At 59.8% G+C, this 20378-nt stretch carries 24 protein-coding genes and 5 tRNA genes; 18 read left to right on the forward strand and 11 right to left on the reverse strand.

The features are described 5' to 3' along the window. Nucleotides 1–42 precede the first annotated feature (42 nt). Nucleotides 43–990 carry a 4-hydroxy-3-methylbut-2-enyl diphosphate reductase gene (ispH, locus tag TU73_RS21025; protein ID WP_003188409.1) on the forward strand — a complete coding sequence of 316 codons (948 nt, stop codon included), beginning with the start codon at nucleotides 43–45 and terminating at the stop codon, nucleotides 988–990. Here ispH and TU73_RS21030 read toward each other — a convergent pair. Further along, nucleotides 944–1525, reverse strand: a complete 582-nt coding sequence (locus TU73_RS21030) for a GspH/FimT family pseudopilin (protein WP_057013835.1) — start codon at nucleotides 1523–1525, stop codon at nucleotides 944–946. The genes ispH and TU73_RS21030 overlap by 47 nt on opposite strands. A 206-nt stretch (nucleotides 1526–1731) precedes the next feature. On the opposite strand from TU73_RS21030, the gene pilV reads away from it, so the two are divergent. The 5 genes from pilV to thiO all read left to right on the forward strand — a co-directional run bounded on the left by pilV (nucleotide 1732) and on the right by thiO (nucleotide 5042). Further along, nucleotides 1732–2217: a type IV pilus modification protein PilV gene (gene pilV / locus TU73_RS21035; protein WP_057013836.1), complete on the forward strand. Its 486-nt coding sequence runs from the start codon at nucleotides 1732–1734 to the stop codon at nucleotides 2215–2217. Continuing rightward, on the forward strand, nucleotides 2214–2921 hold the full coding sequence (locus tag TU73_RS21040) for a prepilin-type N-terminal cleavage/methylation domain-containing protein (protein ID WP_057013837.1): 708 nt from the start codon (nucleotides 2214–2216) through the stop codon (nucleotides 2919–2921). The genes pilV and TU73_RS21040 overlap by 4 nt, the downstream gene beginning before the upstream one ends. A gap of 5 nt (nucleotides 2922–2926) precedes the next feature. Further along, complete coding sequence (locus TU73_RS21045; protein ID WP_057013838.1) at nucleotides 2927–3457, forward strand: PilX N-terminal domain-containing pilus assembly protein; 531 nt, start codon at nucleotides 2927–2929, stop codon at nucleotides 3455–3457. 11 nt (nucleotides 3458–3468) lie between these two features. Continuing rightward, the gene (locus TU73_RS21050) at nucleotides 3469–3870 is read left to right on the forward strand and encodes a type IV pilin protein (RefSeq protein ID WP_057013839.1); all 402 of its coding nucleotides are present in this window, start codon (nucleotides 3469–3471) and stop codon (nucleotides 3868–3870) included. 62 nt (nucleotides 3871–3932) lie between these two features. Beyond that, the gene (gene thiO / locus TU73_RS21055; protein WP_057013840.1) at nucleotides 3933–5042 is read left to right on the forward strand and encodes a glycine oxidase ThiO; all 1110 of its coding nucleotides are present in this window, start codon (nucleotides 3933–3935) and stop codon (nucleotides 5040–5042) included. Here thiO and TU73_RS21060 read toward each other — a convergent pair. Next, the gene (locus TU73_RS21060; RefSeq protein WP_057013841.1) at nucleotides 5029–5262 is read right to left on the reverse strand and encodes a PP0621 family protein; all 234 of its coding nucleotides are present in this window, start codon (nucleotides 5260–5262) and stop codon (nucleotides 5029–5031) included. The genes thiO and TU73_RS21060 overlap by 14 nt on opposite strands. A gap of 126 nt (nucleotides 5263–5388) precedes the next feature. Next, the gene (locus tag TU73_RS21065) at nucleotides 5389–6414 is read right to left on the reverse strand and encodes an outer membrane protein assembly factor BamD (protein WP_046070855.1); all 1026 of its coding nucleotides are present in this window, start codon (nucleotides 6412–6414) and stop codon (nucleotides 5389–5391) included. Nucleotides 6415–6563: 149 nt separating this feature from the next. Here TU73_RS21065 and rluD point away from each other — a divergent pair, with 149 nt between their 5' ends. The 7 genes from rluD to TU73_RS21100 all read left to right on the forward strand — a co-directional run bounded on the left by rluD (nucleotide 6564) and on the right by TU73_RS21100 (nucleotide 11678). Then, complete coding sequence (gene rluD / locus TU73_RS21070; RefSeq protein ID WP_005784662.1) at nucleotides 6564–7526, forward strand: 23S rRNA pseudouridine(1911/1915/1917) synthase RluD; 963 nt, start codon at nucleotides 6564–6566, stop codon at nucleotides 7524–7526. Then, a complete protein-coding gene (pgeF, locus tag TU73_RS21075) occupies nucleotides 7523–8248 on the forward strand; it encodes a peptidoglycan editing factor PgeF (RefSeq protein WP_057013842.1) in 726 nt (241 codons plus the stop codon). Before rluD ends, pgeF begins: the two co-directional genes overlap by 4 nt. A 135-nt stretch (nucleotides 8249–8383) precedes the next feature. Then, nucleotides 8384–10948 (forward strand): ATP-dependent chaperone ClpB, encoded by a 2565-nt coding sequence (gene clpB / locus TU73_RS21080; RefSeq protein ID WP_057013843.1) that lies wholly within the window; start codon nucleotides 8384–8386, stop codon nucleotides 10946–10948. A 316-nt stretch (nucleotides 10949–11264) separates the two neighbouring features. Next, nucleotides 11265–11340, forward strand: a tRNA-Asn gene (locus TU73_RS21085). A gap of 9 nt (nucleotides 11341–11349) precedes the next feature. Further along, a tRNA-Pro gene (locus TU73_RS21090) sits at nucleotides 11350–11426 on the forward strand. A 5-nt stretch (nucleotides 11427–11431) separates the two neighbouring features. Further along, nucleotides 11432–11507, forward strand: a tRNA-Lys gene (locus tag TU73_RS21095). A 94-nt stretch (nucleotides 11508–11601) separates the two neighbouring features. Beyond that, nucleotides 11602–11678: transfer RNA gene (locus tag TU73_RS21100), tRNA-Pro, on the forward strand. 117 nt (nucleotides 11679–11795) lie between these two features. Here the strand turns inward: TU73_RS21100 and TU73_RS21105 are convergent. The 3 genes from TU73_RS21105 to TU73_RS21115 all read right to left on the reverse strand — a co-directional run bounded on the left by TU73_RS21105 (nucleotide 11796) and on the right by TU73_RS21115 (nucleotide 14046). Then, nucleotides 11796–13094 carry an NAD(P)/FAD-dependent oxidoreductase gene (locus tag TU73_RS21105; RefSeq protein ID WP_046070857.1) on the reverse strand — a complete coding sequence of 433 codons (1299 nt, stop codon included), beginning with the start codon at nucleotides 13092–13094 and terminating at the stop codon, nucleotides 11796–11798. A gap of 60 nt (nucleotides 13095–13154) precedes the next feature. Continuing rightward, the gene (locus TU73_RS21110) at nucleotides 13155–13328 is read right to left on the reverse strand and encodes a DUF3094 family protein (protein WP_046070858.1); all 174 of its coding nucleotides are present in this window, start codon (nucleotides 13326–13328) and stop codon (nucleotides 13155–13157) included. 88 nt (nucleotides 13329–13416) lie between these two features. Next, nucleotides 13417–14046: a DUF1780 domain-containing protein gene (locus TU73_RS21115; RefSeq protein ID WP_043049309.1), complete on the reverse strand. Its 630-nt coding sequence runs from the start codon at nucleotides 14044–14046 to the stop codon at nucleotides 13417–13419. Between the two features lie 171 nt (nucleotides 14047–14217). On the opposite strand from TU73_RS21115, the gene TU73_RS21120 reads away from it, so the two are divergent. Then, nucleotides 14218–14907 (forward strand): energy-coupling factor ABC transporter permease, encoded by a 690-nt coding sequence (locus TU73_RS21120; protein ID WP_057013844.1) that lies wholly within the window; start codon nucleotides 14218–14220, stop codon nucleotides 14905–14907. 64 nt (nucleotides 14908–14971) lie between these two features. Continuing rightward, nucleotides 14972–15187, forward strand: coding sequence for a hypothetical protein (locus TU73_RS21125; RefSeq protein ID WP_003171680.1), 216 nt, complete (start codon nucleotides 14972–14974; stop codon nucleotides 15185–15187). On the opposite strand, the gene yacG is transcribed toward TU73_RS21125, so the two are convergent. The 4 genes from yacG to TU73_RS21145 are packed head-to-tail and all read right to left on the reverse strand — an operon-like array spanning nucleotide 15184 to nucleotide 18072. After that, nucleotides 15184–15384: a DNA gyrase inhibitor YacG gene (gene yacG, locus TU73_RS21130; protein ID WP_003188437.1), complete on the reverse strand. Its 201-nt coding sequence runs from the start codon at nucleotides 15382–15384 to the stop codon at nucleotides 15184–15186. The two genes, TU73_RS21125 and yacG, sit on opposite strands and share 4 nt — an antisense overlap. Next, on the reverse strand, nucleotides 15381–16004 hold the full coding sequence (gene coaE, locus TU73_RS21135; RefSeq protein ID WP_057013845.1) for a dephospho-CoA kinase: 624 nt from the start codon (nucleotides 16002–16004) through the stop codon (nucleotides 15381–15383). Before coaE ends, yacG begins: the two co-directional genes overlap by 4 nt. Then, entirely contained in the window at nucleotides 16001–16867 is an 867-nt protein-coding gene (locus TU73_RS21140; protein WP_057013846.1) for a prepilin peptidase, read from the reverse strand. The genes coaE and TU73_RS21140 overlap by 4 nt, the downstream gene beginning before the upstream one ends. Further along, complete coding sequence (locus tag TU73_RS21145) at nucleotides 16864–18072, reverse strand: type II secretion system F family protein (RefSeq protein WP_057013847.1); 1209 nt, start codon at nucleotides 18070–18072, stop codon at nucleotides 16864–16866. Before TU73_RS21145 ends, TU73_RS21140 begins: the two co-directional genes overlap by 4 nt. A gap of 201 nt (nucleotides 18073–18273) precedes the next feature. On the opposite strand from TU73_RS21145, the gene TU73_RS21150 reads away from it, so the two are divergent. From TU73_RS21150 to TU73_RS21160, 3 genes are all read left to right on the forward strand, one after another. Further along, nucleotides 18274–18687, forward strand: a complete 414-nt coding sequence (locus TU73_RS21150; protein WP_057013848.1) for a pilin — start codon at nucleotides 18274–18276, stop codon at nucleotides 18685–18687. A 64-nt stretch (nucleotides 18688–18751) separates the two neighbouring features. Continuing rightward, nucleotides 18752–18827, forward strand: a tRNA-Thr gene (locus TU73_RS21155). 147 nt (nucleotides 18828–18974) lie between these two features. Further along, nucleotides 18975–19280 (forward strand): DUF6388 family protein, encoded by a 306-nt coding sequence (locus TU73_RS21160; RefSeq protein ID WP_057013849.1) that lies wholly within the window; start codon nucleotides 18975–18977, stop codon nucleotides 19278–19280. 47 nt (nucleotides 19281–19327) lie between these two features. Here the strand turns inward: TU73_RS21160 and nadC are convergent, their stop codons facing one another. Beyond that, entirely contained in the window at nucleotides 19328–20176 is an 849-nt protein-coding gene (nadC, locus tag TU73_RS21165; protein WP_057013850.1) for a carboxylating nicotinate-nucleotide diphosphorylase, read from the reverse strand. Nucleotides 20177–20378: the final 202 nt, after the last annotated feature.

Raw genomic sequence — 20378 nt, forward strand, 5'->3', positions numbered from 1 at the left:
GAGTTGGTCCAATTTCTTGCCCTGCAAGGCACGAGGCACAGCATGCAAATCAAACTCGCCAACCCCCGTGGCTTCTGCGCCGGCGTGGACCGGGCGATCGAAATCGTCAACCGCGCCCTGGAAGTCTTCGGGCCGCCGATTTATGTGCGCCATGAAGTCGTCCATAACAAATTCGTGGTCGAAGACCTGCGCGCACGCGGCGCTATCTTTGTCGAAGAACTCGACCAGGTGCCCGACGACGTTATCGTCATCTTCAGTGCCCACGGCGTGTCCCAGGCCGTACGTACCGAAGCGGCAGGCCGTGGCCTTAAAGTATTCGATGCCACCTGCCCGCTGGTGACCAAGGTGCACATCGAAGTGGCTCGCTACAGCCGTGACGGCCGCGAATGCATCCTGATCGGCCATGCCGGTCACCCGGAAGTCGAAGGCACCATGGGTCAGTACGACGCCAGCAACGGCGGCGCCATCTACCTGGTGGAAGACGAAAAAGACGTCGCCAACTTGCAGGTGCACAACCCGGATCGCCTGGCGTTCGTGACCCAGACCACCTTGTCCATGGACGATACCAGCCGCGTAATCGATGCCCTGCGCACACGATTCCCCGCCATTGGCGGCCCCCGCAAGGACGACATCTGCTACGCCACGCAAAACCGCCAGGATGCGGTCAAGCAACTGGCGGATGAGTGCGATGTGGTGCTGGTGGTCGGCAGCCCGAACAGCTCCAACTCCAATCGCTTGCGTGAGCTGGCCGAACGCATGGCCACACCGGCATACCTGATCGATGGCGCCGAAGACATGCAGCGCAGTTGGTTCGATGGTGTCGAGCGGATTGGCATCACCGCGGGCGCCTCGGCCCCGGAAGTCCTGGTGCGCGGCGTGATCCAGCAGTTGCAGGCCTGGGGAGCCACTGGTGCTGATGAGCTGGCTGGCCGTGAAGAGAACATCACGTTCTCCATGCCCAAGGAACTGCGGGTCCGCTCGCTGCTCTGACGCCCGACGTGCTGGTATAGCCTCGGCATAATGCCTGCTCGGTTTTCACACTGCGCAGGCTGATGCGCCCGCTGGGCGCCAGCACTACCTGGTACAGGCTCTGTGCCTGGCTTGTGTCGCACACATGCACGGTGCCGGCACGGAAGCCCCCGCCGGCAAAGACCGGCTCCCCCAAACCGCTGAAACGCACCTGGTTCGTGACCGGGCCATTGCCCGCGATAAGCACATGCCCGCTGTCCTGCCGTTCCAGCAATACCGGGTTATCTTGGTCCAGGTGACCACGCCCACTGACGTCCAGTATCACCCGCCACCCCAGGCTCCAGTCCTCGTCCCGCGCGTGAATGACCACCGCCTGATTGCGTGCGATGGCCTCGGTGCGTGCGTAGCGCAGGCCGGCGGCGAGTGATTGGGCCACGCTTTGTCGCTGCTGTGATTCAAGCAACCCTTTGAAGCCTGGCACGGCCAGTTGTGCAAGGAAGCTGGTCACGATCAGCCCAAGCAGCATTTCAATCAGGGTGAACCCTCGTTCTGTCATGTGCGTTCCCTCCGTGGACGCGAGTGAGTCTCCAAGTTGCAGATCTAGGTATAGCTCTGGGCCCCTGGTGATGAATGATGGCCTTCATGTCCAAAGTATTTCCCTTTGTTCCTTGAGCAGCGCCGCTTGAAAACCGACGCTAGTCTTGGGTCGCACAGCAGGTTTTGCCTGCTTTTTTCCGGCCTTCGACATGGATGACAACGGTAATGCCCGCCTGCCCGAATCGATTTTTCCTGCGCGCTTTCCAGCGGCGCCAATCCGGCATGACCTTGATCGAGGTGCTGGTAGCGCTGCTGATCCTGGCCATTGGTCTGATGGGCGCTGCGGTGCTCCAGCTCAATGCGCTCAAGTACACCGACAGCGCCAGGATGACCAGCCAAGCCAGTTTTATCGCCTACGACATGCTTGACCGCATTCGCGCCAACGCCGGTGCAGATTACTCGTGGGGCAGCGCCGAGCCCGCGCCGCGCAGCACTTCGACTGCCAGTGTGCGTGACTTGGACCTGCACGATTTCGAGGCCAATATCATTGGTTTTGCTGGCGAAGACGCTAAAGGGTCAGTGGCTTTGAGTGGGCACGAGGTCACCATCAGCATCAGCTGGCAGGACGCTCGGGCGGCAAACAGGCCTGGAGCCCGGGAAACCTTCACCCTGACCAGTCGTATCGCCAATGATCAGGGAGCGTTGCAATGAATCGTCTTGCTCGAGGTTTCAGCCTGGTGGAATTGTTGCTGGCACTCGCCGTAGGGCTAGTGCTGGTGCTGGGTGCGAGCCAGGTGTTGATCAGCTCGCGACTGACCCATGCCAGCCAGCAGGCCGCAATGGTGATGCAGGATGATGCGCGGTTTGTCCTGAGCAAGATGATCCAGGACATACGCCAGGCAGGCATGCTGGGGTGCCTGGCCACGGCCGTCATCGACAACGCGCCTGCCGCTTTTGATCGACCGATAAGCTGGGAGGCGTCGGCGAGTGCAAAGTCACTGACATTGGTTACGGCGAGCGTCGGTGAGGGTGTTGTCAGGCCCGATTGGACGGTACTGTCTGACTGCAAGGAGGTGGCCCAGGCTTATGCCGGGGCACCGCCTGCCGCCGCACCTGGCCAGATCCGCTTTGGCATACGCCAGCTCACCTACACCTACGAAACAGGCCAGTTGAAGATCAGTACGCCGGCAACGCCTGCGAAAGCCGTACTGATGGATAACGTACGGGCATTCGACATCAGCTTTGGCATGGCGACCCGGCCGGCATCAACGGTTGTGGTGCGTTACGACAGCCACCCGGTTGACCCGTCGTTGATACGCAGCGTGCGCATACATATGACGCTGCAAGACCCGTCTGGACGGGTGAAGGATCAGAGCTACAGCGTCGTGGCCGCGCTGCGAAATCGGCTGGGTTAGGCGTGATGGTCATGCTTGGCGGGTTTCATGTGCGGCAGGCCGGGATGGTGTTGCTGATCAGCCTGGTATTCCTGCTGCTGTTATCGCTGGTGGGGTTGTCATCCATGCAGGGGGCGGTATCCCAGCAAAAAGTCGCGAGCAGCCTATGGCATCGCAATCAATCATTTCAACATGCCGAAAGTGGCTTGAGGTTGGGCGAATGGGCGGTACAGAGGGTAGGCGGGGCATTGCCCATCTGCCACTCGATCACCACGTGTGCGCCGCCCGTTGAAGCTTTTTCGCTGGTGGGCGGCGGGACCAATCCTGCCTCGGCGGTCTCTTGGGTAGCGCTGATGGGCGGATTCTATGGCGTTCAAGCACTGGGTATGGGGGCTGGTGTGGTCCATCTACCGGTCCATGCCTCGGCGGCACTGTATCGGGTGACTGCAATCGGGCTCGCAGGCCAATCACGCACGGTGCTGGAGACGGTCTTCGCACGCGTGGAGGAGGGCGGTAGCGTCAGGTATCGACGGGTCTCATGGCGGCAACTTCAATAGGGAGCAATAGAATGGGCATGGATAGCCGGGGCTTTAGCCTGATCGAGTTACTGATCGTGGTGGCGATCATCGCGTTGCTGGCTGGGGTCACCTACCCCGGATATATCGGTCAGGTTAAAAAGGTTTATCGAGCGCAAATCGTCGCGTTGTTGAGCGAGCAAGCCCAGCACTTGGAGCGTTTTTATACGAGGAACGGCACTTTTATTGATGCAAGCGGCGTCAGTGCGGGCAATGATCATTATAGAATCAGCGTCGTTTTAAACCCCCAGGATTTTGACCTGCTCGCTACGCCTGTTGTGGATTCATTGATGGCGGGTGATGCGTGTGCAGCCTTCAGCTTGACCAGCACCGGTATGCGAAGTAATCCGGGAGCGGCGCCTGATGTGCCGCGCAAACTCTGCTGGGGGCAATGATGAGCGTGCGTGAAGAGTGGGCGCCGGGCGCGTCTTTCCCTGTTTATCGGCTGGATCAAATAATGGCTAAGCAAAAGCAAGTGGTGATTGTCGGCGGCGGAGTAATCGGCCTGTTGACGGCGTACAACCTCGCCAGGGAGGGGCAGACGATCATATTGCTGGAGCGGTCGGGGCTTGGGCAGGAGTCTTCCTGGGCGGGTGGCGGGATTGTTTCGCCGCTGTATCCATGGCGCTATAGCCCGGCGGTCACCGCCTTGGCCCATTGGTCCCAGGATTTTTACCCGCAACTGGCGCAGCGCTTGTTTGCCGCTACCGGCGTGGATCCTGAGGTGCATACCACGGGCCTGTACTGGCTTGACCTGGATGATGAAGGTCAAGCATTGGCCTGGGCTGCGCGTGAAGGACGGCCATTAAGCAAGGTGGATGTGTCGGCGGCCCATGATGCAGTGCCGGCATTGGGAGGCGGCTATTCCCGGGCGATCTACATGGCCGACGTGGCCAATGTACGCAACCCACGCCTGGTCAAATCCCTGAGGGCTGCGCTGCTGGCATTACCGGGTGTGACAATACAAGAGCATTGCGAAGTGCAAGGATTTGTCCGCGAGGGTGACAGCGTGGTGGGCGTTAACACCGCTGCAGGGCAGGTTCCAGGTGATCAGGTGGTGCTCGCTGCCGGGGCCTGGAGTGGGCAGTTGCTGGGCACGCTGGGCTTGGCGTTACCCGTAGAGCCGGTCAAAGGCCAGATGATTCTGTACAAATGTGCGTCTGACTTTTTATCCAGCATGGTCCTGGCCAAGGGGCGGTATGCGATCCCGCGACGTGATGGGCACATCCTGATCGGAAGCACATTGGAGCATGAGGGGTTCAACAAGACGCCGACCGAAACCGCGCTGGAAAGCCTCAAGGCCTCTGCGGTAGAGCTGATTCCGGCCTTGGCGGCCGCCGAGGTGGTCGGACATTGGGCAGGGTTGCGGCCTGGCTCGCCGGAGGGTATCCCGTATATCGGTGAGGTGCCTGGGTTCAAGGGGTTGTGGCTCAATTGCGGGCATTACCGCAATGGCCTGGTGCTGGCGCCGGCCTCCTGCCAATTATTCGCCGACTTGCTGTTAGCGCGGGCCCCGATCATCGATCCAGCGCCTTACTCGCCCGCAGGTCGCCTCAACGCTGGATAGACTTCGGCCCTTGTTCCAGGTGTGCCTGGGTGCAATACCACGCCTGGCTTGAACTCAGTGCGCGATCCTGCGGCAGATGCACGCCGCAGTGGGCGCAACGCACCATCAGCGCCGCATTCGGCTCAACAGGCCGTTGCTGGCGGGCTGTAGGGTTTTTGAATTTGCGCCAGAACCATACCGCGGCAGCAATGACGGCAATCCAGAACAGTAGACGAAGCATAATGGGCAGTTTCTCGGCAAGGAATGCGTCAGTTTAGCCAAGGTGGCCACGGGCGCACAGCGCAATAAATACTCGCTCATAAAAAAGGGAGCTCCTCAGAGCTCCCTTTTGCGTTGCGTCGAACAATCAGTCGAACACACCGAAGGTCATGTAGCTGAACCATGAACGGTCTTCGTTGTTGCCAAGGGCCTGCGGCTCCTCTTCTTCGATGACGTCGCCGTTCTCGTCGTGAGGCTTGAGGTCCGAAGGAATGGCGTCCTTGGCATCCTGGTACTGCTTGATCACGTCCTGGTTGGCGCGGGTTTCGCCCGGTGGCAGCGGTGGGCGGGATTCGATCAGGCCCAGGGTGTACTTGCTCAGCCACGAACGGTTGTCCGCTTCGGCCACCTGAGGCACGAACTGGCCGTCTTTCAGGCTTGGATGGTCAGGGTAGTTGAGTTTCAAGGTTTCCAGGCTGGTGGTCGCCAGTGTATCGAGGTGCAGACGCTGGTAAGCCTCGGTCATGACTGCCAGGCCGTCGCCCACGGATGGGGTTTCCTGGAAGTTCTCCACTACATAGCGGCCACGGTTGGCGGCCGCGACGTACGCCTGGCGGGTCAGGTAGTAGTGGGCTACGTGGATCTCGTAGGACGCCAGCAGGTTGCGCAGGTAGATCATGCGCTGCTTGGCGTCCGGCGCGTAGCGGCTGTTCGGGTAGCGGCTGGTCAACTGGGCGAACTCGTTGTAGGAGTCGCGGGCAGCACCCGGGTCACGCTTGGTCATGTCCAGCGGCAGGAAGCGCGCCAGCAGGCCAACGTCCTGGTCGAACGAGGTCAGGCCCTTCATGTAGTAGGCGTAGTCCACGTTCGGGTGCTGCGGGTGCAGGCGGATAAAACGCTCGGCCGCGGACTTGGCAGCTTCCGGCTCGGCGTTCTTGTAGTTGGCGTAGATCAGCTCAAGCTGGGCCTGGTCGGCATAGCGCCCGAACGGGTAACGCGACTCCAAGGCCTTCAGCTTCGCTGTGGCGCTGGTGAAGCTATTATTGTCCAGGTCGGTCTGAGCTTGCTGGTACAGCTCGACTTCGCTCAGGTTTTCGTCGACGACGTCCTTTGTTGACGAGCAAGCAGCAGTCATGGCGAGGATGGCGATCAGCAGCAGGTGTTTCACTTGCATGGCGGCTTGCGTCCCTATGACGGCCGCTGTCTTGGGCGGGGCCGTCCTGTTATGATGAGCGCCCCGTTGAAAGCATCGGGGCAAAAGACGCCGTATTTAACCACAAGCGCGCAGCCGAAACCAAAGGCTGTGCCACGCCTAGTCTGAGCATGTCCGATAAAATTGAACTTCGCGCAGAGGTGCCGTCCGAATTGGGCGGCCAACGCCTCGATCAAGTCGCCGCACAATTATTCGCTGAGCACTCGCGCTCGCGCCTTTCCGCCTGGATCAAAGACGGCCGCCTGACTGTGGATGGAGCGGTTATCCGCCCGCGAGACATAGTCCATGGCGGTGCGATTCTTGAGCTGACTGCCGAGCAGGAAGCCCAGGGAGAATGGGTCGCCCAGGACATCGAGCTGGATATCGTCTATGAAGACGACGACATCCTGGTCATCAACAAACCCGCAGGCCTGGTGGTTCACCCGGCCGCCGGGCATGCTGATGGCACCTTGCTCAATGCCCTGTTGCACCACGTGCCGGACATTATCAATGTGCCGCGCTGCGGCATCGTGCACCGCCTGGACAAGGACACCACCGGCCTGATGGTGGTGGCCAAGACCATCCAGGCGCAGACGCAGCTTGTTACTCAATTGCAGAGCCGCAGCGTCAGTCGTATCTACGAGTGCATCGTGATCGGCGTGGTGGTGGCTGGTGGCAAGATCAACGCACCCATCGGTCGCCACGGCCAGCAGCGCCAGCGTATGGCGGTGATGGAAGGCGGCAAGCAAGCTGTCAGCCACTACCGTGTGCTGGAGCGTTTCCGCTCCCACACCCACGTGCGGGTCAAGCTGGAAACCGGGCGTACCCACCAGATTCGCGTGCATATGGCGCACATCAACTTCCCGTTGGTCGGAGATCCTGCCTACGGCGGTCGCTTCCGTATCCCGCCGGCGGCCAGTCAGACCATGGTTGAATCGCTGAAATCCTTCCCGCGCCAGGCACTGCATGCCCGTTTCCTGGAGCTGGACCATCCGACAAGCGGTAAGCGAATGAGCTGGGAATCGCCGCTGCCAGACGATCTGGTCTGGTTGCTGTCGCTGCTCAAGCAGGATCGCGAGGCATTTATCGGATGAATGACTGGCTGATTCCTGACTGGCCCGCGCCGGCCGGGGTGAAAGCCTGCGTCACTACCCGAGCGGGCGGCGTCAGTCAGGCGCCGTTCGACAGCCTCAACCTGGGCGATCACGTCGAGGACAGCCTGGAGGCCGTCCTTGAAAATCGCCGTCGCCTTAGTGGCGCCTTCGATATCAAGCCTGCCTGGTTGCGCCAGGTCCACGGTATTAACGTGGTTGAGGCTGATCCGGGCCGTACTGTCGAGGCAGATGGCAGTTGGACCCGCACCCCTGGCATTGCCTGCACATCCATGACAGCCGATTGCCTGCCTGCGCTGTTCTGTAATCGGGCGGGCACCCGGGTTGCCGCAGCCCATGCCGGTTGGCGTGGCTTGGCGGCTGGCGTGCTGGAGGCTGTGCACGAAAGCCTGGATACCGCTCCCGAAGACGTCTTGGTCTGGCTCGGCCCTGCTATTGGCCCGCAAGCCTTTGAGGTTGGCCCGGAAGTGCGTGAAGTGTTCATGCAGCAACTGCCGGCCACCGCTGAAGCCTTTGTTCCCAGCCACAACGCTGGCAAGTTCATGGCCGACATCTACCAGTTGGCGCGCCTGCGTCTGGCAGCGCGCGGTGTTTCCGCTGTGTATGGTGGCGGTTTGTGCACTGTGAACGACCCGCGCTTCTTTTCTTATCGCCGCAGCCCGCGTACGGGCCGATTCGCCTCCCTTATCTGGCTTGAACGCTAGACTGTCCTGACCTGTATCAATCATCCGCCGCTTGAAACCCCCAGAATCCACCCCATCTATAAGGGTATCTGGCAGGTTTCTTCATTCAGGATGTGTTTGTTCATAGCTCCGGCCTGCTCAAAAGGAAGGTGACTAATGCGTATTGATCGTTTAACCAGCAAATTGCAGTTGGCCTTATCGGACTCCCAATCCCTGGCGGTCGGCCTCGACCATCCGGCGATTGAGCCTGCGCACTTGATGCAGGCGCTCCTGGAACAACAAGGTGGTTCCATCAAGCCCTTGCTGATGCAGGTGGGCTTTGACGTCAACAGCCTGCGCAAGGAGTTGAGCAAAGAGCTCGACCAACTGCCGAAAATTCAAAACCCTACCGGCGACGTGAATATGTCCCAGGATCTGGCGCGCCTGCTCAACCAGGCCGACCGCCTGGCCCAGCAGAAAGGTGACCAGTTCATCTCCAGCGAGCTGGTACTGCTCGCCGCCATGGACGACAACAGCAAGCTCGGCAAATTGTTGCTGGGCCAGGGCGTGAGCAAGAAAGCCCTGGAAAACGCCATCAACAACCTGCGTGGCGGCGAGGCGGTGAACGACCCCAACCATGAGGAGTCGCGCCAGGCCTTGGACAAATACACCGTCGACCTGACCAAGCGCGCCGAAGAAGGCAAGCTCGATCCGGTGATCGGTCGTGACGACGAAATCCGTCGTACCATCCAGGTCCTGCAACGCCGCACCAAGAACAACCCGGTGCTGATCGGTGAGCCTGGCGTGGGTAAAACCGCGATTGCCGAGGGCCTGGCCCAGCGCATCATTAATGGTGAAGTGCCGGACGGCCTGAAAGGCAAGCGCCTGCTGTCTTTGGACATGGGCTCGCTGATCGCCGGTGCCAAGTTCCGTGGTGAGTTCGAAGAGCGCCTGAAATCGTTGCTCAATGAATTGTCGAAGCAGGAAGGGCAGATCATTCTGTTTATCGACGAATTGCACACCATGGTCGGCGCCGGTAAAGGCGAAGGGTCCATGGACGCGGGCAATATGCTCAAGCCCGCTTTGGCGCGGGGTGAGTTGCACTGCGTCGGTGCGACCACGCTCAACGAATACCGCCAGTACATCGAAAAGGACGCAGCGCTGGAGCGTCGCTTCCAGAAAGTCCTGGTGGAAGAGCCAAGCGAAGAAGACACCATCGCGATCCTGCGTGGCCTGAAAGAACGCTATGAGGTCCACCATAAGGTGGCGATCACCGACGGCGCGATCATTGCGGCGGCCAAGTTGAGCCATCGCTATATCACTGATCGTCAGTTGCCGGACAAGGCCATCGACCTGATCGACGAGGCAGCCAGCCGTATCCGCATGGAGATTGACTCCAAGCCGGAAGTACTTGACCGCCTGGATCGCCGCCTGATTCAACTGAAGGTCGAATCCCAGGCGTTGAAGAAAGAAGAGGACGAGGCGGCGAAGAAGCGCCTGGAAAAACTCCAGGAAGAAATTGTCCGCCTGGAACGCGAGTATTCGGACCTCGAAGAAATCTGGACCTCGGAAAAAGCCGAAGTACAGGGTTCGGCGCAGATCCAGCAAAAGATCGAGCAGTCCCGCCAGGAACTGGAAGCGGCGCGCCGTAAAGGCGACCTGAACCGCATGGCCGAGTTGCAGTACGGGGTGATCCCGGACCTGGAACGCAGCCTGCAGATGGTCGACCAGCACGGCAAGCCTGAAAACCAGTTGCTGCGCAGCAAGGTGACCGAGGAAGAAATTGCCGAAGTGGTCTCCAAGTGGACCGGTATTCCGGTGTCGAAGATGCTCGAAGGCGAGCGCGACAAGCTGCTTAAGATGGAGAGCCTGCTGCACCAGCGCGTCATCGGCCAGGAAGAGGCCGTTGTCGCGGTGTCCAACGCGGTACGACGTTCCCGGGCTGGTTTGTCCGACCCGAACCGCCCAAGCGGCTCGTTCATGTTCCTCGGCCCGACCGGTGTGGGTAAGACCGAGTTGTGCAAGGCCCTGGCCGAGTTCCTCTTTGATACTGAAGAGGCCATGGTACGGATCGATATGTCCGAATTCATGGAGAAGCACTCGGTGGCTCGCTTGATCGGCGCACCACCAGGCTACGTGGGCTACGAGGAGGGCGGTTACCTGACCGAAGCCGTGCGGCGTAAGCCTTACTCGGTGATCCTGTTGGACGAGGTCGAGAAGGCCCATCCGGATGTGTTCAACATCCTGCTGCAGGTACTGGAGGACGGTCGCCTGACTGACAGTCACGGGCGTACCGTGGACTTTCGCAATACGGTGATCGTGATGACCTCCAACCTGGGCTCGACGCAGATCCAGGAACTGGTGGGCGACCGTGAAGCCCAGCGTGCTGCGGTCATGGATGCGCTGACCTCGCACTTCCGTCCGGAATTTATCAACCGGGTGGATGAGGTGGTGATCTTCGAGCCTTTGGCGCGGGATCAGATCGCGGGCATCACCGAGATCCAGCTGGGCCGCCTGCGTAGCCGCCTGGCTGAACGCGAGCTGGACCTGGAGTTGAGCGGCGAGGCGTTGGACAAGCTGATTGCGGTCGGGTACGACCCGGTGTATGGCGCACGGCCTCTGAAACGTGCGATCCAGCGCTGGATCGAGAACCCGCTGGCGCAGCTGATCCTGTCGGGCAGCTTTATGCCTGGCACCCGCGTCACGGCAACGGTGAAAGACGACGAAATCGTCTTCCACTAAGCTCGGCGCCCGGCGTTATAAGAGGAGGCCCTGCATTGCGGGGCCTTTTTTTTCGATAGGGCGTTGAACTGTAAGGCAAAGGCTTGTAAAGTGCGCCCCGCAGCAACGTCAGCCCACGGGTTTCTTCTCCCCAAGAAGAAATCAGAAACAAGCGCAAATCATTGTCTTAAAAGCAATTTAAAGGGTTGACAGGGGTTTTTAAGATTGTAGAATAGCGCGCCTCAGACACATGAACGTAGCGATACGGACAAGTCGAAGAGAAGGTTACACCGCAGTAAAAATGCTTTGAAAAAAGTAATAATTTGAAATATGTAGTTCCGTGATAGCTCAGTCGGTAGAGCAAATGACTGTTAATCATTGGGTCCCAGGTTCGAGTCCTGGTCACGGAGCCAATTTCAAACCGGGGTATAGCGCAGTCCGGTAGCGCGCCTGCTTTGGGAGCAGGATGTCGGGAGTTCGAATCCCCCTACCCCGACCATATTTGGGTCGTTAGCTCAGTTGGTAGAGCAGTTGGCTTTTAACCAATTGGTCGTAGGTTCGAATCCCACACGACCCACCATTTTTGAGACCAGTCCAGGCTGGAATCGAATCTTAAGATCAGAGGCCAAAAGCGCTGATCGAAGAAGGCGACTGAAAGGTCGCCTTTTTTTTACCGGGGTATAGCGCAGTCCGGTAGCGCGCCTGCTTTGGGAGCAGGATGTCAGGAGTTCGAATCCCCTTACCCCGACCATATTAAAAATCCTCGTATCGAAAGATGCGGGGATTTTTTTTGCGCGCGCGAATCCTGAGTTCACCGCAAATCAAATGTGGGAGGGAGCAAGCCCCCCCCCACAGGTATTATGCGTTGTCAGTGGAGTTTGAGGCGCGGCTCGGTGCCTCGGCCAATCTTGCTCCCCAACATCAGCATCGCCGTACGGAAGAACCCATACAGCGCCATCTGGTGCATGCGGTACAGCGATACATAGAACATCCGCGCCAGCCAACCCTCCAGCATCACACTGCCGGTCAGGTTGCCCATCAGGTTGCCCACCGCCGAGAAGCGCGACAGCGAGATCAACGAACCGTAGTCGGTGTACTTATAGGTCGGCAGATCCTTGCCTTCGATGCGCAATTTCAGCGATTTAGCCAATAGCGATGCCTGCTGATGCGCAGCCTGGGCTCGTGGCGGTACATTGCGGTCGGTGCCCGGTTGCGGGCAGGCAGCGCAATCACCAAAGGCGAAGATGTTTTCGTCGCGGGTGGTTTGCAGGGTTTGCAGCACCTGCAGCTGATTGATGCGATTGGTTTCCAGGCCGTCGATGTCCTTGAGGAAACCCGGTGCGCGAATCCCGGCCGCCCATACTTTGAGGCTGGCGGGAATCACTTGGCCGCTGCTGGTGATCAGGGCGTCGGCAGTCACTTCACTGACCGCCGAGTTCGTCAGCACGGTCACCCCGAGTTTCTCCAGGGTTTTATGCACCGGCCCGCCGATGCGCTCCGGCAGCGCAGGCAATACCCGCGGGCCGGCTTCGATCAGGGTGATGTGCATGTTCTCTGGCTTGATACGGTCCAGGCCATAGGCGGCCAGCTCATGGGCGGCGTTATGCAGCTCGGCGGCCAGTTCGACGCCGGTGGCGCCAGCGCCAACGATGGCAACGCTGATTTGTTCAATGGCATCGGTCTGCCCGGCATGGGCGCGCAGGTAGTGGTTGAGCAGTTGCTGGTGAAAACGCTCGGCCTGCTTGCGAGTGTCAAGGAACAGGCAATGTTGCGCCGCACCCTCGGTGCCGAAGTCGTTGGTGGTGCTGCCCACAGCGATTACCAGGCTGTCATAGCCCAGTACGCGTGCAGGTACCAGTTCGCGTCCTTCTTCGTCGAGGGTGGCGGCCAGCTGGATTTTCTTCTGTTCGCGATCAAGCCCGCTCATGCGCCCCAGCTGGAACTCGAAGTGGTTCCATTTCGCTTGGGCAACATAGTTGAGTTCATCTTCAGAAGAGTTCAGCGAGCCGGCAGCCACTTCGTGCAGCAGGGGCTTCCAGATGTGGGTCAGGTTGGCGTCCACCAGCGTGATGCTGGCCTTGCCGCGCTTGCCCAGGGTCTTACCCAGGCGGGTAGCCAACTCCAGGCCGCCGGCGCCGCCGCCGACGATAATAATACGATGGGTCATGGGGGTATCTCGCAAGGCTAAAAGAAATCGGAGCAGTTACCCTCGCGAGCGCCAGGCAGCTCATAGCGTCAGGTAACTCAATAGGCGGCTCAGCACACCGAGCCCGATCACCACTACCAGCACCACGCAGAGGAGCAGCCACGGCCGGAAAGGCTTGCGCTCGACTCTGTTCTGGGAGAGTTGCAGGTACTCTTCGACATGCTGTTGGTCATCGGGGTTCAGGCGGCTGGTCATAAAGGCCTCGTCAGGTAGACGTTGCAAAAGGGCGCCACGTTACAGCCAGGGGTTGGCGCTATCGCCATAAGCGTAGCCGGTGCCTGTGTCACAGGCTTATGCCGACGTCGAATACTATGCTGCGCCCCAGGTTGTTGCGCAAGAAATCCGGTGCATCCGGGTGGGCGAACAGCACCCGGGCGAAGGTTGGGCCCACCAACGACAGCGAGCGCCAGCCTTGGCGCAAATACTCGGTGGGGGGCGGGAAGTGGCTGTTGAGGTCCAGTACTTCACGTTTGAGGCTGGCAAAGGCGATGAGATCCAACTCTCCCAGGTCCATGCCGCGCTCTTTGTAGTTGTGGGCTTTTTTACGCAGTGTCGGCGCCAGGCGCAGCAGGAACTCATGGGCCGGAATGCGCCGTGGCTTGGCTTCGCGCCGCACCAGCTGGCTCAAGGAGAAAGCGCTGCGCCTGCGCAGTAATTCGTCGCGCCATTCATCGTTCAGGCGGCGGCCTTCGTCCAGTACGAAAAACACCTCGAAGCTGGCGTCGCGAAACAACACATCCGGCGGCTCCTGGCCGGCAGCGTGAAATTCTTCGACGCGGTAGGGCACGTTCAAGCCTTGCAACAGTCGCTGGCAGACCCAACGCTCACGCTCCCACTTGCGGGCATTGGACAGGAACGCATTGGCTTGTTCGGCTGCTACGGTGAGCAGGCGCAAATAATCTGAGTCATCCATATTCGCAGCTTAGCGTTCAAATGATGACCACAGGAAGTCTTGCTTGTGTCGCCCCTCCCAGATTTGAATCTCGCTTCGACCCAGACCAAAGTTAAAACGCAGGTGTAGACTGCGCACTCGGCAGTAAGCCCTGAGGTTCGTGGTGAGGCTTTTTGTAGAGGTAGTGCATCCGTGATCAGTGCAACTGTTCTGGCGCCATCGACCCTCGGCATCGGCTGGCTGTTGTATGCGCCCGTGGTGATATGGGCGGTGCTGCGCTCGCCCTGGGTCGAGTTGTTCGCCGACCGACGGCGCCAGCACTTGCTGTTCGGCACGGTGTTCGCGCTGTTCATGCTGTGGCTGGTGCGGCGGGATTTCGATACCGGAGTGTCCTATCACTTTATCGGCATGACCGCCGTCACCTTGCTGCTGGATTGGCCGCTGGCAATCGTCGGTGGGTTTACCGCCCAGCTCGGCCTCATGCTGCTGGGGCGCCAGGACCTGGCAGCGCTTGGTGTCAATGGCCTGCTCCTGATCGGGTTGCCGGTGCTGGTCACCGAAGGCTGTGCGCTGCTGGTCGAGCGGGCGCAACCGCGAAACCCCTTTGTGTATATCTTCTGTTCCGGTTTTTTTGCCGCAGCGCTGTCGGCCTTGCTGTGCCTGTTGGCCGGGCTGGGTTTGTTGTGGTTTGACGGCCGCTTTGCGATGCCGCAATGGCTGGAAGACTTTGTGGGCTACCTGTGGCTGATCATCTTTCCCGAAGCCTTTATCAACGGCATGGTCATCAGTGCATTGGTGGTGTTCTGCCCGGAATGGCTGGAGACCTTCAACCGTACCCGCTACCTCTCGGCGCCTTGGAAGGACGACGATTCACCGCGTTGATCCAAGTCAAATGCCGAGCAACGGCGCAGGTCCATGCTCTGCAAAATTTTCAGGAGCAGGGATCATGAGTGTGTATGAGTGGGCACGGCAGGAGTTGCGCAGAAGCCAGGATGCGGCGCAGGAAATCGGTTTTGACCCAGGCTTGACCTTGCGCGCCATGCTCAGTGCGGTAGTGCAGCAAAGCAAGGGCGTACGCAGTTTTGAAGACCTGGCCGACGAGCTGCAATACCTCGCAGAAAACCTCGACGACCAGCAGGAATATGCCTTTATGCGGCCTTAGTGGCGTGGTGGCAGGTCTTCGGAAAACAGCTCGTCTTCGGCATCCGGGGCCACGGGGATCTTGTGTTCCTCGGCGGCCCAGGCGCCCAGGTCGATGAGTTTGCAGCGGTCCGAGCAGAACGGCCGGTTGAGGTTGGTCGCTTTCCATTCCACGGGGGCACCGCAGGTTGGGCAGTCGACGGTCAAGGGTTGGCTCATGATCGGCCTCCACGCAAAGTAAGGTAAAAGTGGTGCAGTCGCTCGACCTCGCCATGCAGCCAGGCAAGGTCCTGGTCATTGACCAGTACATCATCGGCATGGTTCAGGCGGTCTTCGCGGCTGGACTGAGCCTTCAGAATCGCCTGCACCTGTTGTTCGCTGATGCCATCGCGCTGCAGGGTACGCTGAATCTGCAGTGATTGCGGCACGTCGATCACCAGGATGCGCTGGGTCATGCTGTATTGGCCTGACTCGATCAGCAGCGGTGACACCAGGATCGCGTAAGGCGAACGGGCACGCGCCAAGTGACTGCGAATTTCCTCGGCGATCAACGGGTGCAGCAGGGCTTCCAGCCACAGGCGTTCTTCAGGGACCTCAAAGATCAGTTTACGCAGCGCGGCGCGGTCCAGTTGGCCGTCGGGGTGCAGCACGCCGCTGCCGAAATGCTCGGCAATGCACGCCAGTGCCGGCCGCCCAGGCTCGACGACCCAGCGGGCAGCATGATCGGCATCCACCAGGTCGATGCCCAGCTTGATAAAGTGCTCGGCCGCAGCGCTTTTGCCGCTGCCAATGCCGCCCGTGAGGCCAAGAATCCAGGGTGTTGCGACAGAAGTGGTCATCTGAAACCGACAGACTGCAAATAGAAGTCGGTTATTTGACCACCCCAGAGCAATGCAATCCAGCCGGCAATTGCCAGGCAGGGGCCAAATGGCATCGGTGCTGACACCGGGGCCTTGCGCAAACGCAATAGAATCAGCCCGGCAATCAAGCCCAGCAGTGAGGCCATCAGCAATGTCATCGGCAGTATCTGCCAGCCGCCCCAGGCTCCCAACAATGCCAATAACTTGAAGTCGCCATGGCCCATGCCATCTTTACCGGTGACCAGCTTGAACAGCCAGAACACGCTCCACAGGCTCATGTAGCCAATGACCGCGCCCCACAGCGCATCGGGCAAGGTCGCCAGCAGGTCGGCGCTGTTGAGGATGAGTCCCAGCCATAGCAGTGGCAGCACCAGCGCATCTGGCAACAATTGATGGTCGAGGTCAATCAGGCTCAGGCCCAGCAAGCCCCAGCTCAGCAACAGCACCGCGCCGGCTTGCCAGCCAAAGCCGAAGTGCCAGGCAACAGCGGCCGAGATCAACGCGCAGGCCAGCTCGGTTAAGGGATAACGAAGGCTGATGGGTTCACGGCAATGGGCACAACGCCCCCTGAGCAACAGGTAGCTGAGCAGTGGAATATTTTCCCAGGGCCGAATCGGCTGTTCGCAGCGGGTGCAGCAGGAATTCGGGCGCATCAGGTTATAGGCCGGCCCGGCGGATGCGGCAGGCAAGCCGAGGATCTCATGGGCCTGGGCACGCCATTCGCGCTCGAGCATTTTTGGCAGTCGCCACGCCAGCACATTGAGGAAACTGCCGACGATCAGGCCCAGCACCAGTGCCATGGCAACAAAAAACCAGGGCCGTTCGGTCAGCAGCAGGATCAAAATGCCGTGCCCAATTGAAAGACCGGCAGGTACAGGGCGATCACCAACGCCCCGACAATGCCCCCCAGTACCACCATGATCAGCGGTTCCATCAGGCTGGTGAGGTTATCGACCAAGGTGTCCACGTCCGCCTCGTAATGGTTCGCGACTTTTTCCAGCATTCGGTCCAGCGTGCCGGATTCCTCACCGATGGCCGTCATCTGTATCGCCATGCCTGGAAACAGGCCATTGCAGGCCATGGCCTGGTTCAATTGCATGCCTGTGGATACATCGTGGCGCATACGTTCAATTGCCTGTTTGAATGGTCCATTGCCGACGGCGCCGGCCACCGAGCCCAATGCCTGTACGAGGGGCACGCCCGCTGCAAACGTGGTCGAAAGCGTGCGGGCGTAACGAGCGATGGCAGAGTTGTGCAGCAGTTTGCCTGCCAGGGGCATTTTCAACAAACCCGCTTGCAGCCGATGGCGAAAGCCTGGGTAAGCACGGTGAGCCTGGCGAAGCCCTGCCAGCGACGCACCCAAGCCCAGCGTCAGCATCCACCACGCCTGTTGCAGGAATTCGGACAGGGCAATGACCGCCAAGGTAAACCCGGGCAATTGGCCGCCGACGCCGGTGAACAGTTTCTGGAATTGAGGCACGACGTGCATCAGTAGCACCACGCTGACCAGTGTGGCGACCACCAATACCGTGACAGGGTAGGTCATGGCCTTTTTGATCCTGGCTTTGAGCCGTTGGCTTTTTTCCAGGTAAATCGCCACGCGCTCCAGTAGGGTTTCCAGGGCACCTGCCTGTTCCCCGGCGGCGACCAGGTTGCAGTACAGCTCGTCGAAATAACGCGGGTGTTGGCGCAGCGCATCGGCCAAGCTGTTGCCGCTGGCGATCTGTTGTTTCAAGGCTTGGACCAGGTCACACACCTGCCGGTTCTCGACGCCCTCGCTGATGATATCGAAGGCTTGCAGCAGCGGGATTCCGGCCTTGAGCAATGTGGCCAACTGGCGGGTGAACAGGGCGATATCCGCAGGCAATATTCGTGGGGCAAAGATCGGCCGTGATGCAGGCTTCTTGCGCACACGCTCGGGGCAGATCCCTTTCCGGCGCAATTGTGCCTTGATCAGCGCAAGGTCATGGCCAGCAATTTGCCCGGACACCCTGCGCCCCTTGCGATTGATGCCTTCCCAGGCGTAGATCGTTGAAGTGTCATTCATGTCAGGTCCGCGTAGGCAGCTCGTGAAGAATTTATAGCTTAGCCAGGGGGCGTATCCGGGCAGGCTGGCGTTCAGGAATAAAATGTCAGAATGTGCGTCCTGTACGCGATTGGCCGCGTGGGCATGAGTACACTGGCGCCGTTGCACACTACGGGGCGCAGGACGCGCCTTGTCATGGTTCTATTCTGGAGAGTGAAAGAGATGCGTCAAAAAGGCTTTACCTTGATCGAGTTGTTGATCGTCGTGGCAATTATCGGCATTTTGGCCACCATCGGTTTGCCCATGTACACCAAGCACCAGGCCAAGGCCAAGTTCACGGCGGGGCTGGCTGAAATCAGCGCGTTGAAGGCTGGCTACGAAGACACGATCAACCAGGGCACTGTGCCCACGCTGGAGTTGATCGGTGGCACCAGCCCGACGGCCAACTGCACGATCACCGTGGCGGGTGATGTGGCTTCGGGCGCCGGCTCCATCAGTTGTGAAATCCTCGATGCGCCGGCCCCTGTGTTGGGCAAGACCATCACCTTGATCCGCAGCGCCACCAGTGGCTGGACTTGTGCCACCACGGCTGATGCGCAGTACGTTGCCAAGGGCTGCTCCGCCAACGGAGCGTGACGGCCGCCGGGCGGTAAGCGAGCCAGTTGCTGCATGCCCGATGCAGTGCTAGCTTTAGCCCACCGCCCGTGTAGCTCAGCCGGTAGAGCAGCGCACTCGTAACGCGAAGGTCGCAGGTTCGATTCCTGTCTCGGGCACCAAGGCACCACCGCTTCAAAGGCAATGTTTTCAGATGATCCCAGAATGGTTCTGAAGGCCAGACGAGCCGGCATTCGTGCCCGCTCTTTTGTATCTGCGCAACCTTGATGACCCAGATGCATCCCCATTCCTCGATCTAAGAGAACGACATGACCACGACTGAGATGACCCAGGAAGTTCGGCACCAAGCAGCTCTCGAAAAATATCTCGAGGAGTCGCCGCAGCTTAAAGAAGAGATCAAGGAACTGAGCGCTGACGACCAGCGTGACCAGATCCAGTGGGCATTCGAGGACGAGGCCGAGAGCCAGGGCTACCAGCCCTGGGAGCTGACCCTCAAGTACACTTCTACGCCTGAAGAGTTTGAAGCCGCACGGCTGGCCTTGCACAAAGAGGCGGCCGAAGTGCTGGGTGTCGAGTGGGACGAATACTGCGAGATGAATAACCTCGTAGTTTAAAAGCAGCCTGTAGGAGCGAGCTTGCTCGCTCCTACAGTCAAGGCACTTTAGATGCTCAGACGCATCGACAGATCCACCGCCTTCACATCCTTGGTCATCGCGCCAATGGAGATGTAGTCCACGCCGGTTTCAGCGATAGGCAGCAGCGTGGTTTCGTTGATCCCGCCGCTGGCTTCCAGCTTGGCCTTGCCGGCGGTCAGGCGCACGGCTTCGCGCATGTCGTCCAGGCTCAGTTCATCCAGCATGATGATATCGGCACCCGCCGCGAGGGCTTCGCGCAATTCTTCCAGGCTTTCCACTTCGATTTCCACCGGCTTGCCCGGGGCGATCTTGTGGGCGGCCGTGACGGCCTGGGTAATACCTCCACAGGCGGCAATGTGGTTTTCCTTGATCAGGAACGCGTCATACAGCCCGATGCGGTGATTATGGCAGCCACCGCAGGTGACTGCGTACTTCTGCGCCAGGCGCAGGCCCGGCAATGTCTTGCGAGTGTCCAGCAGCTTGACCTGGGTACTGGCAACAAAGTCCGCCAGGAACTGCGCACGGGTGGCGACGCCTGACAGCATCTGCAGGAAATTCAGCGCGCAGCGTTCACCGCTGAGCAGCGAGCGTGCCGGGCCTTCAAGGTGGAACAGCGCCTGGTTGGGGTTGACCCGTTCACCGTCGGCCACCTGCCAATGCACGGCTACCCGTGGGTCCAGTTGGCGGAACACCGCATCCACCCACGCCGTACCGGCGATAACGGCCGCCTCGCGGGTAATGATCGTCGCCTTGGCCAGCCGTTCGACCGGGATCAACTGCGCGGTGATATCGCCACTGCCGATGTCTTCCAGGAGTGCGCGGCGCACGTTGGCTTCAATTTCGGCGGTAAGGTCGGCGAGACGGAGGTTCGGCATAACAGGCTCCACAAACAAAGTGCCTCGATTATAGGGGCTGCGCGCGTTTGAACCCAGGCTCGCCACTCAATTACAGCGCAAAGGCATAGTTTGCTGGCGCAACTACCCTCATTTGCAAGATAATCTCGCGCCTTGCGATTGGCGTCATAGCTTTGACGTCCTGGTGGTAGCCGGGTGTTTGCAGTGCCTCCCGGGCCTGCCC

Origin of the sequence: Pseudomonas libanensis (genome assembly GCF_001439685.1) — a bacterium.
GTDB lineage: Bacteria > Pseudomonadota > Gammaproteobacteria > Pseudomonadales > Pseudomonadaceae > Aquipseudomonas > Aquipseudomonas libanensis.